Raw genomic sequence first — 16,293 nt, 5'->3', positions numbered from 1 at the left:
GCCACTATCTTAACCGAGATTGATGGCGTTTGCCTCGGCGTCGGAGCCTCCGTGGCTCTTGATAACAATGCCATTCAATCCCAGAAATACACCTCCACTGTGAGGTTTCAGCTGTTCTCGTAGCATTGAGAGGGAGCGCCTGGCGCTCGCCTCCTCGGGCGCCCTTGGGCAAAGTAGGGCACTTCCGCGCCCCAGCCTTTCGCCCCGTGCGATCGTTGCATGATAGAGGTATCGCTCGGCCTCGTCTCAACGTCTGACCGAAACCTGGCTCGACTACAAGCGAAAAAGGGAGGTCGATGCCATCCGGCTGGGCCCTCATCCTCACGAGTTCCATCTCTATTACGACATCTAGCATGTTCCGGCGAAAGCCTGTTCAGGACATGATCCGGGATGGACGGACACCAGCTCGCCGCTTGCTTCGCATAACTCGTCGACTCTCGCGACGGGATTCCGTTACGCTCAGAGCAAGCAGAATCTCACACGTAATTTCGCGGTCTCTCTGCCGAGTTTTTATGCCTCCTTGACGCCGCGCGCACGATTGATCTCGTTGCGTTGGTTCCTGAGCGCTTGCTTCGCGAGAGTTTCTGGCGACCGTCGCAAAGCGCATGGCAAAGATGCAGTGAAAGTCCGAAGTTAGCGCGGGGATGGCAATCTACCCGCGTGCCGACAATTGAAGAGCGTTTGGTTTCATGGGCATTACTTAATGGCGCCCATGGTAAAGCCGGCTACAAAGCGAGCGACGAAGAAATTATAGATAATAGCGATTGGGACGCTTGCAATCAGGCAGGCCGCCATCATCGAGCCCCAGAAATAGACATCGCCCCGCACAAGAAAGGTCGGCACGCCGACGCTCACCGTATAGCTCGACGACGCGGTGATAAACGTCACGCCGTAGACAAACTCTTGCGTTACCAAAGTGAAGGTGAAGATCACCGCCGTAAGTATCCCGGCAACCGAAATCGGCATCACCACCTTGATGAATGCGCCAAACCGGCTCAGCCCGTCGATCATGGCTGCGTCCTCGAGATCGCGCGGGATCGCCTTGAAGAAGCCCATCAGAAGCCAGGTGCAAAACGGCACGGTGAAGCTCGGATAGACGAGGATGAGCGACCACACCGAATCCTGCAATCCCAGTATCGCGATGATGCGCGAGAACGGGATAAACAGGATCGTCGGCGGCACCAGATAGGTGAGGAATATCGTCACGCCCAAGGTTTGCGCCCATGCGCCGGTCATGCGCGCGAGCGCGTAGCCTGCCGGGACGGTGAGCAAGAGCGTGATGATGACGACGGCGACTCCGACGAAGCCGGTATTCAACAGCCATTGCAGGTATTGAGTGTCCTGAAACAGCACCGAAAGGTGCCGCAACGTCGGGGGGCTGTTAAACACATAAGGATTGTTTTGTACGTTGTACAAGTCCTGGTTGGCTTTGAAAGCGGTGATCATCATCCAGTAAAAAGGAAAGGCGAGGAACGTCACGAAGAAGACGAGGACGGCGGCGTGGACGGCCTTGCCGGCAATATGTCGTGCGCGGGCGGATCCACGGGTCATGTCACGTGACCTCGGTGTGCCGGGCTAACCACAAGAACAGGACTGCAACGCCAGCAAGGACGGGAAAGAGGAACAGCGAGATGGCGGCTCCTCCCGCCAGATCGCCACCCTGAATTCCCGTAAAATAGGCCCAACTGGCGATAACCTGTGTGGTGTCGTAGGGACCGCCGCGCGTTAGCACGAACACCACAATCATGTCGGTGAACGTGAAAATGATGCCAAACAACAGCGCCACCAGCGTGATCGGAAGAATCAGCGGCGTCGTGATCTGGAAATGGTGGCGCCAGAACCCGGCGCCATCCACCTCCGCCGCATCATGAATATCCTGCGGGATCGACGACAGCCCGGCGAGGACAATGACGGTCGCCAGCGGCAGGATGCGCCATACATTGACGATGATGATCGATGCCCTTGCCAGAGTTGGTTGACCAAGCCAGATCGGCCATTCGTTGGGCCCGAGCAGGCCGACCGCGCGCGCGGTCCAGTTGATGACACTGTAAATCGAATCGAAGATCCAGAGCCAACCGATGCTGCCAAGCGAGATCGGCGCTACCCACGGCAGCAGGATCAACAGCCGAACCAGCCATCTGCCGCGGAAATCCACAACAAGCGCCGTCGCCAGAATGTTGGCGAACACGAGGACGAAGAACTGGGAAACGACCGTGATGACAATCGTATTCTGCAGCGAAAGCCAGAACGTGCCGCTCTCCACGATGCGCCGGAAATTTTCCAGCCCGACAAAATGCACGTCCTGGCTGGCGACTGTCACGCTCGACACACTGTAATAGAGCGAGAGCAGGAAGGGAAAGCCGACCAGGAGGCCGATGTAGAGGATCGCCGGCGCAAGCATAGCGCGCCACAGCCAGCGATCGTTGTCGGCAAAACGCGACAGGAGGCGATCCTTTCCGCGGATCTTGCCGGCTGTCCCTGTGATCGCTGACGTCATGCCGCGCCTCCGTCCAGGCGTCGGCCACCCTCACGGTCAAAACGCGCGATATCCTGCCGCCGCACGATGAAATCGTAGACCCGGCCGGCGTCAATGTGCGTACGAATGTTCGTCGGGATCTTCGAGATCAAACGCGTTTCAGGCGTACGGCCGTCGATCAGCCCGTAGACCAGGCGGTCAGCGCCGAGATACTCGATGCGGGTGACGCGGAACGGAAAATCGACGTTGTCGCCATCGGGTTCAACCTCCTTTGGCAGAAACGCTTCCGGCCGGAACCCGATCCAGATCTTGGCGTCCTCGATCAGGTTCATCGGCGGCGAACCGATGAAAGTGGCGGCGAAGACGTCCGCCGGCGAGCCGTAGATCTCGTGCGGCGTTCCGATCTGGTGGACGCGGCCCTGATTAAGGACAGCGATGCGGTCGCCTAAGCCCATCGCCTCGGCCTGATCGTGGGTGACGTAGATGGTGGTGGTGCCGAGGCTGCGCTGAAACTGCTTCAGTTCGTCACGTGCGGAGTTGCGCAGCTTGGCGTCGAGATTCGACAGAGGCTCGTCGAGAAGAAAGGCCACCGGCTCCCGCACCACCGCGCGCGCAAGCGCCACGCGCTGTCGCTCACCGCCGGATAATTGACGCGGCTTGCGGTCGAGGAAGCGTTGAATGCCGAACATCTGCGCTGCCCAATCGACTCTCTTGCGGATATCGTCCTTCGGCATGCCGACTGCACGCAGCGGAAACGAGATATTCTTCTCGACGGTGAGGTGCGGATAGAGCGCGTAGCTTTGAAACACCATGGCGACATTGCGCGCGCGCGGTGGCAGGTCGTTGACGATGTTGTCGTCAATCACGATATCGCCGGAGGTTGGCCGCTCGAGCCCCGCGATCATGCGCATCAACGTCGTCTTGCCGCAGCCCGATGGGCCGAGCAGAACCAGGAATTCTCCTTCCTTCGCGATGAGATCGATGCCGTCGACGGCACGCACGTCGTCGAAAAGCTTGGTGATGCGCCGTGTTTCTACAATGGCCATGCGCGAGCTCCGATTGCCTCAATCTGCGAAGCCGTTCACCGGAACAGCTTCGGTGCCAGGCATGGTCCGATGGGCTCAGAACTCCTGTGCCCCAACGGCAATGCGCGGCGAGACGATCAGATCATCTTTCGGTCTTTCCATTTCGCCCAGATCGCCTTCATCTTGGCCTCTGCGCGCTTGAGAGCGTCCTCCGGAGTTTCCGCGCCTGCGGCAGCTTCGGCGAACATCGTGTTGATCACCCAGGTATTGAAAGTCTCGTCGATCGCGGCATTGGAGTTGCCGGGATAGCCGACGTTAGTCGCCCAATCGAGCACATCCGAAAGGACCGCGTACTTATCCGGCGGCACGGCCTTGGAATCCTTGGCGATGAGCTGAGTCAGGTCGGGGACCGTCTTTGAGAAGCAGGGGAAGTTGTAAAACTCGCTGGCCATGAAGCCCTGTTTGAAGTTGTCGATGTAGTCGACCAGGAAGGTCTTCGCGCCGTCGATGTTTTCGGAGAATTTCCAGATCAGGTAGCAATCCATCACATGCTCGAGACCGATCTGCCGAACCGGACCTTTCGGCGGCTTGGCGAGCGCGATCTTTTCGTGGATCGGCATCTTGTCGTTTTCGCCCGCGCGCGTGATTGAAATCGCGTTGAGCACGAGGGACGACCTGCCGGCGAGCATCTGCCGATTGTTCGAGGATGGATCCCAGGCGAACACTTCTGGCGTCTCGGTTTCCTGGAACAGCGCTTTGACGAACTTCAGTGCTTCGAGGGTTTCCTTGGAATTGATGGCGAGATTTCCATCGGCGTCCTGCTCGTGCGCGCCGAACGAATACATGATCGCGCGCATGGCCATGGCCGTATCGAGTTCGGCGGAGAGGCCGATGCCGACCGGAATGCCGGTCTTGTCCTTGATCTTCTTGCCGCCGATGCGGACGTTGTCCCAGCTGTCAGGCTTCATGCCGATGTCGCCCCAGAGATCCGAGCGGTAATTGACCGGATCGGGCACGAAGCTGTCGGAGAAGGCGAAGTATTTCTGGGTCTTGGGATTATAGGTACTCTTGACCGCAAGATCGATCGGCTTGCCGTGCGTCTTCTCGCAGGCGGCATAGACATCCTTCATGTCGACGACCTGTTCTTCGTAGACCGAAGGTGGCGCGAGGAACATCACGAGGTCGTGGCCCTTCTGCGCCGATACCTCCGCCGCTGCGCGCGAAGGGATCAGGCCGAGGTTGATGTTGTCGACGATCACCTCGGTGCCGTTCTTGGCGCCCCATTCCTTGGTATAAGTGTTGTTGAACCACTTGTCGTAGCCGGGGACGAAGTGACTCCATTGCAGGATCTTCAGTGTCTTGGCTGCGCGAGCCGGCATAACATGAAAGAATGGTCCGGCGGCCGCGGCTGCACCCACAGCGGTCTTGATGGCGTCGCGGCGCGACATGCCGTAGCGACGAGATGCATGGGATGACATGTTTACCTCCCATTGTCTGATCGTTCAGCGGGAGGTTGTGTGCCGGTCAAGACGGTTGAGACGAACTCCCGCTGACATTAGCTAACAATAATTATCCCACGGATGGGGTATGTTGACAACGAGACAATGGACCGGCGTGGCTCCGATCCAATCAGAAATCTCTCGCCGGATGGCACTGGAACTTGTCCTATCAACATCCGGCTCGGCCGACAAACCGCAGCGTTAAGCATTTGCGTTTCGAAGACGATTTCGATGGAGGGCATGAGACGTAAGGAGGCGTCGCACCGCCGCATGAACAGTCAAGCAGCAATATGATCTCCCCGTTCGGGACCGCGCGACGGTTGCCGCGGATTGTCCGACCAATATGCCCCAGCGCGGCAGAGACGACCGAATATCCTCAGTCGTGCGCGCTAAAGTGCCCATGAGGCGCGTTGGCCGTCAGGCGCGCAAACTGCGCATGACTTAGATGAAGCAGCGTCTCGTGATCGCCGGCTTCCATATAGATCTCTGGCTGTGCCTCGATGCTATAGTCGACGATGATATCCAGTCCGTAGCATTTGCCAACGGCAGGAACTGCACCGTGCGCGCAGTCGCGGAACAGCTGATTGATCTCGGCTTCATTGGCCATGTCGACATCGTCACCGAGTTGCGTCCTCAGTTCCGACAGGCGGAGGTGATGCGATGCGGGCATGACGGCCAGCATATATTCGCCGTCGCGCCGCAACACGATGCCCTTGGCGAGGCGATCGCCCGAGATGTGGGACGCCTCAGCCGTGCGAGCGGACGTCATGCTGAGTTCGTGCCGGATCTCCTCGTATTGGATGTTTTCGGCGGCTAGATATTTTTGGAGCGTGGGTGCAATGGACATGACGTGACCTCCGTTGCAATACGCAAACCGTCCACCGTGATGTCTTCCTGCACATCTCGCCGTACGATGGGCGGTTGCGTCATTATAAGGCCAACATAGGCCTTCCATCCGCCAGCTGCAATTCCTCTTCACTGACCCGTTGAACCTGCACGCAACTCGTCGACGTCCCAAATCTCCTGACCATCGATGCGGCAGGATCGCGGTATCGAACCGCCGCTTTGGGACGAGACTTTAGAAAATTGGGGACGAGACTTTAGAAAAAATGTGCGGAGCTGGCGGCGCCGCACATAAGCAACTTTGCTAGAAAGCAGTTTTAGCCTGGATCGGCTGCCAGATGCTGGTCTTACTTGATGCCAGTTATCCGTGCGTGAAGTCGCCGGGCTTCAATCCGAGAGCTTTGACAGCTACTTCCGGAAGCGGTCCCCAAGCTTCGACCCTTTCATTCGGGGCCATCATTGCACCGACAATTGCCTTTGCCTTTGCCGGATCCTGTTCAGCCACATAGTAGACCGAGCGAACAGGCGAACCGCCTGCTAACGGTTCAGTTGTTACGAGGACGACCTGACCATTTGCCATGCCCTGATATACCACTGACGCGGTGCCGTTTCCACGATGGTAAAGGCGAATCCCCCGCGACCCTCAAATTCTCCGCCGAAGTCTTCCCCTCGTTGGGCACTTCCTCATAGCTCACCTTTGCACCCTCATTGAGTGCGCTGAGCCCCAGCTTTTTCGACCGCGGAGATGTGCACGAACACATCCGCGCTGCCGTTATCGGGCTGAATGAATTCATAGCCCTTTGTCGCGTTGAACCACTTCACCGTTCCAGTCGCCACCTCGGTCGTCTCCCATATCCGATAGGACCTAGAGACAACCTTGTGCCGATCTGGAAGGCAAGCAAAACCCGCCGGGGTGAGCAGGCGGGCCCGGAGTATGGGCTGGTGCCTACCTTCCTTCCAAGTATCCGCGAATTAACTCGCGTTTGAGACCCTGGAGGCGCATACTCAGACAATCACCGCTCCGCCTCCTAGGCATTACCGGTGACACAGAGTGTTGCGCTCCCGCCTATTCGAGGGAAGCATCATGCCCCAGTCTCAACGCCTGTCGTCCGTCATTCCATTCGTTGCAATTGAGCGCCCCGCTTGTCCGAAGTGCAAGGCCCCGATGATGCTCGTCAGTATCGAGCTGGCACGCCCGGGCGTCGACTTGCATACGTTTGAATGCGCTATCTGCAATCGCGTACACAAGACCCTTGCCGCGTACGAAGACCCTATGAAGTCCAAGGGTCTTGGACGCTGGCTTCAAGGCGATTTGCACTCACCCAGGTAAGGCGCGCCGGCGTGAACCGGCGGATTTTGTAGGAGGGCCGTAGAATTGCCCGCAAGCTGGGTAATATTCACCACTGGACCACAATGATAGACGCCCGCGCCACCGCGGGTGCGGGTGCGCTATCTCGAAAGAGGAGCAAATCTGATGTGTGACTATAGTCTGCATGCCATGGCATCGCGTCCCGCCAAGGTTGGAGAGACGCTCGTCACCACAACGTTCCCCAGGACCTCGACCCGTGGCTTTGCTGCCGAAGGCGAACCCGGTGTGGCGGTCTGCCTGCTTCCCGGAACCGAGTTAGCCTTCGAGCAAGACGTTAAGTACGACCAGGGATGGATCTGGACGAGAACAACCAGCTTCCGCGTTGCCAAGTTTGCTGTGGTCGAACCAAATGTGCCGCATCGCCATCACGACGCGATCGAATTTCCCGATGGAAGCAATGTCCTGGTGACGCTGCTCGCCGAAGGCCAGCGAGCGACTGTGCTGCAATTGCCAGTTGTCCATCAGATATCGGGGCGCACCAAAAAAGCTGAGGAGCACGGAAGCACACCGGCAGCAGCAGCTTTGGCCGCCGGCAGGTCCTGCGAAGCCCCGGCCATGCCTTCTGGCGTCAGCGCGATGAAGCCGGAGGCGTCGGCGGTCACTTTCTTCAGGCCGGGGACTGCGGGTAGTCCTTGAACAGATCGTAGGCTGATTGCCCAGCGTCATGAGCGAACTCGGCCATGTAAGCGAGCCCGGCGGCGTAGTCGTCCAGACTGAGGGCGGCGATCCGGAACCGGTTGATGTCATGCGGCGTGGTCGCGATGTGGTCCTCGGAGAGTCCATATCGGCAGAAACTGGTGTAAATCAGCGACCCGCGCCGCCGACTCCCAAGGTCACGATTGGACGCCGATTTACAGTATCTCCCGAACGACTCACCGGGATTGTGCTATATTTGGGCGGTGCTTCTTCCACAGCGGCGCCAACACCAATGCACTCGTTAAGACGATCATCGGCAATGCCTATGGTGCGCTGGTCGCATGGGTCGCTCTGTTGATCATCGTCAATGTCCCGGTCCCAAGTTTGGGAGCGGTCTGGCCAGCGATCGTCGTCGGCGTCACTGTTTTCTTCCTGGTCATCGTCGCCTCGATCGATCTGCTGTCCGTGGTACCGGCCAACGTCTACGGTTACGCTGCGCTTGTGGCGTACTCGCTGCACCAGCCATCCGCCGCGCCGGCCACCGGCCCATTGCAGAACCTGGTCTCGCCCTCGTTCGCCAACCCGCTGGTCTTGCTCATTGTCTCGATGGTGATCGGAGCCCTGTTCGGCTATGCCTCGGACCAGCTCGCGAAGGTGCTGCCCACAAAACAGCCGACCATGGCGGCGCACGCATAACCGAAGCACGGCGTTTTGTGCCCGGTCCCAATTTCGGCATCGACTCGGTCCACCAGGACCAGCGCCGCTCGGCAGGCTGGGCGATGAGATTGAGAGGCGACAAATCTCGCAGACGTCCGGGGTTAGGTTTTCGCTACACGCTGGACAGGCGTGACCGCTCTTCGGGCGACACCGCTTGTGGACGTGTGAGCAGCTCAGAAATCCATGTCGCCTGGGTGCGGGTGGTGGTCGTGCGGGTGAGCCGGGGTCGCCTCCCGCTTCGGCGACTCCGCGACCATGGCCTCGGTGGTGATCATGAGGCCGGCGATCGAAGCAGCCCCCTGCAGCGCTGCGCGCACTACCTTGGTCGGATCGATAATCCCCTTCTGCACTAGGTCGCCGTACTCGCCCGATTGTGCATCATAGCCGTAGGTATAGGTCGACTTCTCGAGGATCTTTCCGACCACGACCGAGTCGTCGGCGCCGGCATTGGTGGCGATCTGTCGCGCCGGTGCGCTAATCGCCTTCTTGATGATCTCGACGCCGTACCGCTGCTCCTCATTTTCGCGCTTGATACCTTCGATGCTCTTGATCGAGCGAAGCAAGGCGACGCCGCCGCCGGGCAGGATGCCTTCCTCGACCGCGGCGCGCGTCGCATGAAGTGCGTCGTCGAAGCGGTCCTTACGCTCCCTCACCTCAACCTCGGTGGCGCCGCCGACCCGGATCACCGCAACGCCGCCCGCGAGCTTGGCGAGCCGCTCCTGCAACTTCTCCCGATCATAGTCCGAGGTCGTCTCCTCGATCTGTGCCTTGATCTCGGCAATCCGTGCCTCGATGCCGGCCTTCCTGCCGGCGCCCTTGACGATCGTGGTGTTCTCCTTCTCGATTATCACCTTCTTGGCGCGGCCGAGCGTGTTGATCGTCACGTTTTCCAGCTTGATGCCGAGATCTTCAGAGATCACCGTGCCGCCGGTGAGAACGGCGAGATCCTGCAGCATCGCCTTGCGGCGATCACCGAAGCCCGGCGCCTTCACCGCCGCGACCTTCAGTCCGCCGCGCAGCTTATTGACGACGAGTGTCGCCAGCACTTCGCCTTCGACGTCGTCGGCGACAATGAGCAACGGCTTTGCCGTCTTCACCACCGCTTCGAGCAACGGCAACAATTCCTGCAGCGCGGATAGCTTCTTTTCGCAGATCAGCAGGTAAGGGTCTTCCATCTCGACGCGCATCCTGTCGGCATTGGTTACGAAATATGGCGATATGTAGCCGCGGTCGAACTGCATGCCTTCGACCACTTCGAGCTCGGTCTCGAGCGATCTCGCCTCCTCGACCGTGATCACGCCGTCGTTGCCGACCTTCTTCATCGCGTTGGCAATGAACCATCCGATTTCGGCGTCACCGTTGGCGGAGATCCTGCCAATTTGGGCGATCTCCTCGTTCGATGTCACTGGTTTTGAATTCTTCTTCAGGTCCGCGACAATGGATTCCACGGCAAGATCCACGCCGCGCTTGAGGTCCATCGGGTTCATCCCGGCGGCCACCGCCTTGGCTCCCTCCTTGAGGATCGCTTGGGCGAGCACGGTTGCGGTAGTCGTGCCATCTCCCACCTGGTACGAGGTCCTGGACGCAACTTCCCGCACCATCTGCGCGCCCATGTTCTCGAACTTGTCGTCGAGTTCGATTTCCTTCGCGACGGTGACGCCGTCCTTGGTGATGCGAGGGGCGCCAAAGGATTTGTCGAGCACCACGTTGCGTCCCTTCGGCCCAAGCGTCACCCTCACCGCATTGGCGAGCACGTCGACGCCGCGCAGCATCTTGTCGCGGGCTTCGACCGAGAATTTGACTTCCTTGACACTCATTTGTTCCTCCTCAAGCAAGTCTTTGCTTTCAGGCTCCCGCGAGACCCTGACCTAATCGTGGAAGCCCTGACCATACGACGCGCTCTGGTCCCGCGACGATAGTGCGGAGCCGCGTTCGAAGGAAAGCCTCGACATCAAGCTCTCTTATCGCCGCCATAAGGAACAACCCGACGGCGCGCATGGATATGCCGGCCAATTCTTTACGCGGCCGGCGCCAGCGTATAAATTTACAATCTACAAACGGTCGGCATCTGCCGGGTTCTGAAAGAGTGCGCAACGGTTCCAAGGACGCTTCTTTGGTCGTCTGAGTGGTAGCCGTACGGAAGACCGTTACCGGGGAGCTGCCGGATTGATGTGCCCTCGTGGCACATCCGCCGGGAGATAATTTACTGCCGCCCATGCGTCGCCGGACCGCAGGAAGGTTTGCATGGTTGAAAACACCGCGACGATAAGTTTGACGCGCCGTGCCTTGTTGACGGCCACCTGTGTGGGGGGTGCCAGCCTCGTCTCGCTGCCGAGCGCGCTCGCGATCGACGATGGCGTGAAGCTGATCCAGCAGTTGACGGGAAAAATTCCCACAGAATCGGATCGCGTTCACCTGGCGATGCCGCCGGTGTTTCCGAATGGCTATAGCGTGCCCTTGGCGCTCGACATCGACAGCCCAATGACTGAAACCGACTACGTGAGGTATGTCCGCGTGCTGGCGCCGCGGAACCCGATCATCGACGTCGCGACCTTTTATTTCCCCCCTCGGCGCAGTGAACCCCGCGTGTCGACGCGCATTCGCATCGCCGAACCGCAATATATCGTGGCAGTAGCCGAAATGAACGACGGCGCGCTGCTGACGGCCAAGGCGTGGGTTGAGGTCGCCACCAACGGCTGCATCTGACATCCTGGCAGGAGGCGGAGAATGTTTACTCCGGTACCGCGTGTGCAAGTGCCAAGCGCTGCGGCGAAGGGTGAAATCCTTCAGGTCAAAGCCCTGATAAGCCACCAGATGGAGACTGGCCTGCGGCATGATGACCAAGGCAACGTCATCCCGCGCAAGATCATCAATAAGTTCGCCTGCCGCTACAACGACGTCGTGGTGTTCAAGGTCGATTTCCACGAAGCGGTCGCCGCCAACCCCTATGTCGAATTTTACTTGCGGGCGACGGAGAGCGGTCGGCTCGAATTCATATGGGAAGAAGACGGCGGCGCCGGATATTGGTTGGCGCACAATCTTGTGGTCAGTTGATGCCGGCGCCGCCTGTGATTTCTGCTGCTCCTTTTGATGCCGAGAGGCAGGCCGCATGAGTGCAAAATGTCGTTGCGACGGAAACGCGCCGGGTGCGCGCGCGTTCATTGCGCTCCAGATTTGTATTTGCGCAACCCCGGTCTTTCTCATCGCCCATGAGAGCTTGGCGGCAGACAACAATCGAGGCGCCCAGCTCGCCGCGACTTGCGCCGCATGCCATCGCCTTGACGGCCGTGACATTGGGATTCCGTCGATCATTGGGCTGGACGAGGGGAAACTTGCTGGCGCATTGCAGGCCTTCAAGTCGGGCGAGCGTTCGATCATGCACACCGTCGCCCTTTCGCTCAGTAGCGAGGAGATTGCGACCGTGGTCCACTATCTCGCCGCGCAACGAAAGGAAACCGAGCGACCATGAACTGCTGGACGCGTCGCGAATTCGGCTGCATTGCGGGGGCGACCTGCCTCACGGCGCTTACCCCGCGCGCCGTGACCGGCCAGGCCAAGGCGCGAATCGTCGTGATCGGCGGCGGCGTCGGCGGTGCGACGGTTGCCAAGTACTTGGCCATGAGCACCGCAACGGTCGACGTGACACTAATTGAGCCCAAACAGCATTATACGACCTGCTTCTTCAGCAGCCTTTATCTCGCTGGACTTCGCTCGTTCGAGTCGCTCATTCATGGCTATGAGGGGCTCGCGCAGCGATATGGCATCAGCATCGTCCATGATTCGGCGGCGATTATCGATCCGGTGGCAAAGACTGTCGGACTTGAAAGCGGCGCCAGGCTGCCATACGACCGCCTCGTCGTCGCTCCAGGCATCGCCTTCAAATACGGCGCGATCGAGGGGTACGACGAGGCCGCAACGCAAACCCTCCCGCACGCCTGGACGGCCGGGCCGCAGACCATGCTGCTGCGACAGCAACTGGAAAGCATGGAGGATGGTGGTGTTTTTGTGCTCGTTGCTCCACCCAACCCGTTCCGCTGTCCGCCCGGCCCCTACGAACGCGCTTCGTTGGTCGCTTATTATTTCAAGCAATACAAGCCGCGGGCGAAAATCCTGATCCTCGACGCGAAGGACAATTTCTTCGGACAGGAACTCTTCCAGGACGCGTGGAGCCGCCACTATCCGGGAATGATCGAGTGGCTACCGGCCCAATTCACCGGCGGGATCAAGGCAGTCGACGTGAAGGGCCGATCGGTCAAAACGGCGGGTGACACTTTCAGAGCCGCCGTTGCGAATGTCATCCCGCCACAAATGGCCGGCCAACTGGCGCAGGACGCGGGCCTCGCGGATCAGTCGGGTTGGTGTCCGATCGATCCAATGACGTTCGAGTCGAAGCTGCAGCCGGGGATCCACGTCGTAGGCGATGCGGCCAGCGCCGGCGAGATGTCAAAATCGGCCTTTGCGTCCAATAGTCAGGCCAAGGTATGCGCCTTCGCCATCGCTGCTTCACTCACCGGATCGGAGCGCTTTCCGCCTCACTTGTTCAACGCATGCTTCACGATCGTCGCCCCCGATGATGCAATGAGCAGCGCCATCGGCTATCAGGCCGCAACCGGTGCGATCAAGATCAGCGACTTCTTCCTGAGCAAAGTGGGTGAGGACGCCGAGACTCGCCGACGCTTGGTGCGCGAGGCGGACGGCTGGTATGCCGCATTCACCAAGGATGTGTTCGGCTGATGATCTCTGGCTCAGACGAGCGCGCGGCGCGGCTCAAGCGCAAGGACGATTGAATTGAGCCGCCGGCTCGCAGTCCCCCTTCGGTGCGGGGGACAGCCGTCATTCTCCCGCGATTGCTCCGTCCTTGAGCGTCAGCTCGAGCCGGTCCCAAACGTCGAGGAGCGCCTCGGCGAGCTGATCGATCATGACGTCGTCGTGGCAGGGCGTCGGCGTGATGCGCAGGCGCTCCGTTCCTTTTGGCACGGTCGGATAATTGATCGGCTGGATATAGATGCGATGCTCGCTGAGCAAAAGGTCGCTCGCGGCCTTGCATCTCTTCGGATCGCCGACGACCACCGGTACAATGTGAGTATCGCTCGGCATGATCGGAAGCGACGCCGCGCTCAGCACGCTCTTCACCCGGGCAGCACGGTGCTGATGTCGTTCGCGCTCCCACTGCGAGGACTTGAGGTGGCGGATTGCCGCAGTGGCGGCGGCGCAGATCGCCGGTGGCAACGCCGTGGTGAAGATAAAGCCCGGGGCGTACGAGCGAACAGCATCGATGAGCGGCGCGCTTCCGGCGATGTAGCCCCCGAGGCACCCGAAGGCCTTGGCGAGGGTGCCTTCGATCACGTCGATCCGGTCCATGACGCCGTCGCGCGCAGCGATTCCGGCGCCCCGCGGGCCGTACATCCCGACCGCATGGACCTCATCGAGATAGGTCATGGCGCCGTATCGCTCGGAAAGGTCGCAGATGCGACGGATCGGGGCCACGTCACCGTCCATCGAATAAAGGCTCTCGAAAATGATCAACTTCGGCCGGTCCGGCCGGACGGCCTGCAACAATGTCTCGAGATGATCGACATCGTTGTGCCGCCAGATTTTCCTCTCGCTTCCCGCATGCCGGATGCCCTCGATCATCGAGTTGTGGTTCATGGCGTCCGATAGGATCAGGCAGTTCGGGATCAGCCTTGCGATGGTCGAGATGCCGGTGTCGTTCGAGACGTAGCCCGACGTGAAGACCAGCGCCGCCTCCTTGGCGTGTAGATCCGCGAGCTCCCGCTCGAGTTCGACCAACGGATGATTCGTGCCGGAAATGTTTCGCGTCCCGCCGGCACCCGTACCCGTTCTGGTCGCGGTCTCGACCATGGCGTCGATGACATTCGGATGCTGGCCCATGCCGAGGTAGTCGTTGGAGCACCAGATCACGATATCACGCGGACCCTGCGGGGAGTGCCAGATCGCTCGGGGAAATCGGCCCGCAACGCGCTCGAGGTCCGCAAAAACACGGTAGCGCCGCTCATCCCACAGCCGCGAAATCGCGTCGGAAAAAAAGCCATCGTAGTTCATGCCTCGGCCTCCTCCGGGGCCGTGGCCGCTGTCGAATAGTCCCCGCAACGACCTTTGTTACGACTCGTCGTTATCTCCTCATCTGCCCCGCGAGACCCGAATGGCTTTCTCGTTCGCGAGATCGCGCCATGAGTTGGCGCAGCGCATCGCCAATGCTTTCACCTGGCGTGTCGGCATCGAAGGCGCGCACGAATTGCCCGCTGGGGTCCATCAGGTAGAGATAGGAACTGTGGTCGATGACGTAGTCCTCGGCGCCAGGTCCCGTGTTGTGGCGGACGTAATAGGCTCCGTATTCCTTGGCGACCGCGGCGGTCTGCTGCGAATTGCCGACGAGACCGATGATCCGTGGATCGAAAGATTGGGTGTATTCCGCGATCACTTCGAGCGTGTCACGCTGCGGATCGACGGTGATGAAGATTGGTTGTAATTCGGCGGCGCCGGGGCCGAGCGTCTCGAGGGCTTTGGCGATTTCGAGAAGAGCCGTCGGGCAGGTGTTGGGACAGGAGGTGTACCCGAAATAGACCAACAGCCACTTGCCACGGTAGGTCTGATCGGTGACCGCTGTGCCGTCGGGTGCCGTGAGCACGAAACTGCCGCCGACCGTCACGGACGGCGTGGCAGCCTGCGTTGCCGACAGTTGGCACATGATCAGTGCTGCCGAGAGAACGATGCTGGAAAGGGTCCGCAACTGAGCAATCTCCGCACCATTTCGCCTGCTAACTTAGCGAGTTTGGCACCGCGGCGCTATTATGTTTGCTTATCGGCAGGTTAAGAAGCGCTGTTGCTCTTATTGCTCACTTAAGAATTGCTGATTTTTGTTTCCGTCAAATTCGTGTTCGAATTACCCAGCATCGGATTCTCGCCATGAAATTTTCGAAGGGGGGTGCCGTTGATGAAAATCTTTAAAATGATCATCAGCGGGTTGTTCGCGTTCGTCTTCGCGGCGACAATTGCTGTACCCGCGCGCGCCTACGAAGCGGGCCCGGTCACGGGCGGCGGAACGATCGTCGGCAAAGTCGTCTTTAACGACGTGGTGCCGACGCGGAAGGTCATCCCGAACAAGGATGTCGAGGTGTGTGGCGGCATCCGCGAGGAGCCGCTGATCGAGGTTGGGCCCGACAAGAGCGTCAAGAACGCGGTCGTGTACCTGGTCGAGGTGGCCAAGGGAAAAGCATGGCCGGCAGCTGGTAAGACGCCCGAACTCGACAATCGCAAATGCCGTTTCGAGCCTGAGGTTCAGGTGATCCGCGCGGGTCCCCTGGACGTCGTCAACGACGACCCGATACTGCACAACACCCACGGCTATTACGGGAAGCGCACCGCCTTCAACATGGCGTTGCCGAACCAGGGGCAGCGAATTCCCACGGAGCTGACGCGAGCAGGCATTGTGCGTATCGACTGCGACGCGCACGGCTGGATGGAAGGTTGGATTTATGTCGTCGACAACCCCTACTACGCGATCACCGGCGCCGATGGCAAGTTCAGCATCACCGACGTGCCGCCCGGGAACTTCACCCTGGTAGCGATCCAATCCTTCACCGGCCCCATTCAGCAACCCGTAACTGTTACGGCAGGCAAGCCCACGAATCTGACCATCGAATTGAAGAAGCAATAGGCGACTTGGCCAAGCCGGCAGGTCGCCTTCTTATGCAACGTCCGAGAAAT

14 protein-coding genes and 3 pseudogenes are annotated in these 16,293 nt (G+C 59.7%); 7 read left to right on the top strand and 10 right to left on the bottom strand.

The annotated features are described in order from the left end of the window. Nucleotides 1–12 precede the first annotated feature (12 nt). From B5526_RS38835 to B5526_RS37390, 7 genes and pseudogenes are all read right to left on the bottom strand, one after another. Nucleotides 13–129: pseudogene (locus tag B5526_RS38835) on the bottom strand (phosphate acyltransferase PlsX); the annotation flags it as partial. 567 nt (nucleotides 130–696) lie between these two features. Next, nucleotides 697–1,551, bottom strand: a complete 855-nt coding sequence (locus B5526_RS05245; protein ID WP_079537239.1) for a carbohydrate ABC transporter permease — start codon at nucleotides 1,549–1,551, stop codon at nucleotides 697–699. Nucleotide 1,552: 1 nt separating this feature from the next. Then, nucleotides 1,553–2,497: a carbohydrate ABC transporter permease gene (locus B5526_RS05240; protein ID WP_079537238.1), complete on the bottom strand. Its 945-nt coding sequence runs from the start codon at nucleotides 2,495–2,497 to the stop codon at nucleotides 1,553–1,555. Then, nucleotides 2,494–3,522, bottom strand: coding sequence for an ABC transporter ATP-binding protein (locus B5526_RS05235; RefSeq protein WP_079537237.1), 1,029 nt, complete (start codon nucleotides 3,520–3,522; stop codon nucleotides 2,494–2,496). Before B5526_RS05235 ends, B5526_RS05240 begins: the two co-directional genes overlap by 4 nt. 116 nt (nucleotides 3,523–3,638) lie before the next feature. After that, the gene (locus B5526_RS05230) at nucleotides 3,639–4,979 is read right to left on the bottom strand and encodes an extracellular solute-binding protein (RefSeq protein ID WP_079537236.1); all 1,341 of its coding nucleotides are present in this window, start codon (nucleotides 4,977–4,979) and stop codon (nucleotides 3,639–3,641) included. 397 nt (nucleotides 4,980–5,376) lie between these two features. Then, on the bottom strand, nucleotides 5,377–5,847 hold the full coding sequence (locus tag B5526_RS05225) for an aminoacyl-tRNA deacylase (protein WP_079537235.1): 471 nt from the start codon (nucleotides 5,845–5,847) through the stop codon (nucleotides 5,377–5,379). A gap of 634 nt (nucleotides 5,848–6,481) precedes the next feature. Next, nucleotides 6,482–6,680, bottom strand: a pseudogene (locus B5526_RS37390) (cold-shock protein); the annotation flags it as partial. A 637-nt stretch (nucleotides 6,681–7,317) separates the two neighbouring features. On the opposite strand from B5526_RS37390, the pseudogene B5526_RS05210 reads away from it, so the two are divergent. Further along, nucleotides 7,318–7,677: pseudogene (locus B5526_RS05210) on the top strand (hypothetical protein); the annotation flags it as partial. Nucleotides 7,678–7,995: 318 nt separating this feature from the next. Next, nucleotides 7,996–8,544, top strand: a complete 549-nt coding sequence (locus B5526_RS05205) for a DUF1097 domain-containing protein (RefSeq protein ID WP_079537233.1) — start codon at nucleotides 7,996–7,998, stop codon at nucleotides 8,542–8,544. Between the two features lie 194 nt (nucleotides 8,545–8,738). On the opposite strand, the gene groL is transcribed toward B5526_RS05205, so the two are convergent. Beyond that, entirely contained in the window at nucleotides 8,739–10,382 is a 1,644-nt protein-coding gene (gene groL, locus B5526_RS05200; protein WP_079537232.1) for a chaperonin GroEL, read from the bottom strand. Between the two features lie 427 nt (nucleotides 10,383–10,809). Here groL and B5526_RS05195 point away from each other — a divergent pair, with 427 nt between their 5' ends. The 4 genes from B5526_RS05195 to B5526_RS05180 all read left to right on the top strand — a co-directional run bounded on the left by B5526_RS05195 (nucleotide 10,810) and on the right by B5526_RS05180 (nucleotide 13,299). Next, a complete protein-coding gene (locus B5526_RS05195; RefSeq protein ID WP_244562203.1) occupies nucleotides 10,810–11,271 on the top strand; it encodes a thiosulfate oxidation carrier protein SoxY in 462 nt (153 codons plus the stop codon). Between the two features lie 21 nt (nucleotides 11,272–11,292). Beyond that, nucleotides 11,293–11,619, top strand: a complete 327-nt coding sequence (soxZ, locus tag B5526_RS05190) for a thiosulfate oxidation carrier complex protein SoxZ (RefSeq protein WP_079537231.1) — start codon at nucleotides 11,293–11,295, stop codon at nucleotides 11,617–11,619. A 163-nt stretch (nucleotides 11,620–11,782) separates the two neighbouring features. Further along, complete coding sequence (locus B5526_RS05185; protein ID WP_079544710.1) at nucleotides 11,783–12,034, top strand: c-type cytochrome; 252 nt, start codon at nucleotides 11,783–11,785, stop codon at nucleotides 12,032–12,034. Continuing rightward, nucleotides 12,031–13,299: an FAD-dependent oxidoreductase gene (locus tag B5526_RS05180; RefSeq protein ID WP_079537230.1), complete on the top strand. Its 1,269-nt coding sequence runs from the start codon at nucleotides 12,031–12,033 to the stop codon at nucleotides 13,297–13,299. Before B5526_RS05185 ends, B5526_RS05180 begins: the two co-directional genes overlap by 4 nt. A gap of 99 nt (nucleotides 13,300–13,398) precedes the next feature. Here B5526_RS05180 and hemA read toward each other — a convergent pair whose 3' ends face one another. Then, a complete protein-coding gene (hemA, locus tag B5526_RS05175; protein WP_079537229.1) occupies nucleotides 13,399–14,628 on the bottom strand; it encodes a 5-aminolevulinate synthase in 1,230 nt (409 codons plus the stop codon). 70 nt (nucleotides 14,629–14,698) lie between these two features. Next, a complete protein-coding gene (locus tag B5526_RS05170) occupies nucleotides 14,699–15,316 on the bottom strand; it encodes an SCO family protein (RefSeq protein ID WP_244562201.1) in 618 nt (205 codons plus the stop codon). A 222-nt stretch (nucleotides 15,317–15,538) separates the two neighbouring features. Between B5526_RS05170 and B5526_RS05165 the strand changes: the two genes are divergently transcribed. Beyond that, nucleotides 15,539–16,243 (top strand): carboxypeptidase regulatory-like domain-containing protein, encoded by a 705-nt coding sequence (locus B5526_RS05165; protein WP_433994639.1) that lies wholly within the window; start codon nucleotides 15,539–15,541, stop codon nucleotides 16,241–16,243. Nucleotides 16,244–16,293: the final 50 nt, after the last annotated feature.

It is taken from the genome of Bradyrhizobium lablabi, from assembly GCF_900141755.1.
GTDB classification, from domain to species: Bacteria; Pseudomonadota; Alphaproteobacteria; order Rhizobiales; family Xanthobacteraceae; genus Bradyrhizobium; species Bradyrhizobium lablabi_A.
The sequence above is the reverse complement of the archived record's forward strand: the minus strand, read 5'-3'. Positions and strand labels throughout refer to the sequence as shown.

Coding starts and splice junctions, on each gene's coding strand:
- B5526_RS05245 (WP_079537239.1), bottom strand. CDS start 1,551: ATGACCCGTGGATCCGCCCGCGCACGACATATTGCCGGCAAGGCCGTC.
- B5526_RS05240 (WP_079537238.1), bottom strand. CDS start 2,497: ATGACGTCAGCGATCACAGGGACAGCCGGCAAGATCCGCGGAAAGGAT.
- B5526_RS05235 (WP_079537237.1), bottom strand. CDS start 3,522: ATGGCCATTGTAGAAACACGGCGCATCACCAAGCTTTTCGACGACGTG.
- B5526_RS05230 (WP_079537236.1), bottom strand. CDS start 4,979: ATGTCATCCCATGCATCTCGTCGCTACGGCATGTCGCGCCGCGACGCC.
- B5526_RS05225 (WP_079537235.1), bottom strand. CDS start 5,847: ATGTCCATTGCACCCACGCTCCAAAAATATCTAGCCGCCGAAAACATC.
- groL (WP_079537232.1), bottom strand. CDS start 10,382: ATGAGTGTCAAGGAAGTCAAATTCTCGGTCGAAGCCCGCGACAAGATG.
- B5526_RS05195 (WP_244562203.1), top strand. CDS start 10,810: ATGGTTGAAAACACCGCGACGATAAGTTTGACGCGCCGTGCCTTGTTG.
- soxZ (WP_079537231.1), top strand. CDS start 11,293: ATGTTTACTCCGGTACCGCGTGTGCAAGTGCCAAGCGCTGCGGCGAAG.
- B5526_RS05180 (WP_079537230.1), top strand. CDS start 12,031: ATGAACTGCTGGACGCGTCGCGAATTCGGCTGCATTGCGGGGGCGACC.
- hemA (WP_079537229.1), bottom strand. CDS start 14,628: ATGAACTACGATGGCTTTTTTTCCGACGCGATTTCGCGGCTGTGGGAT.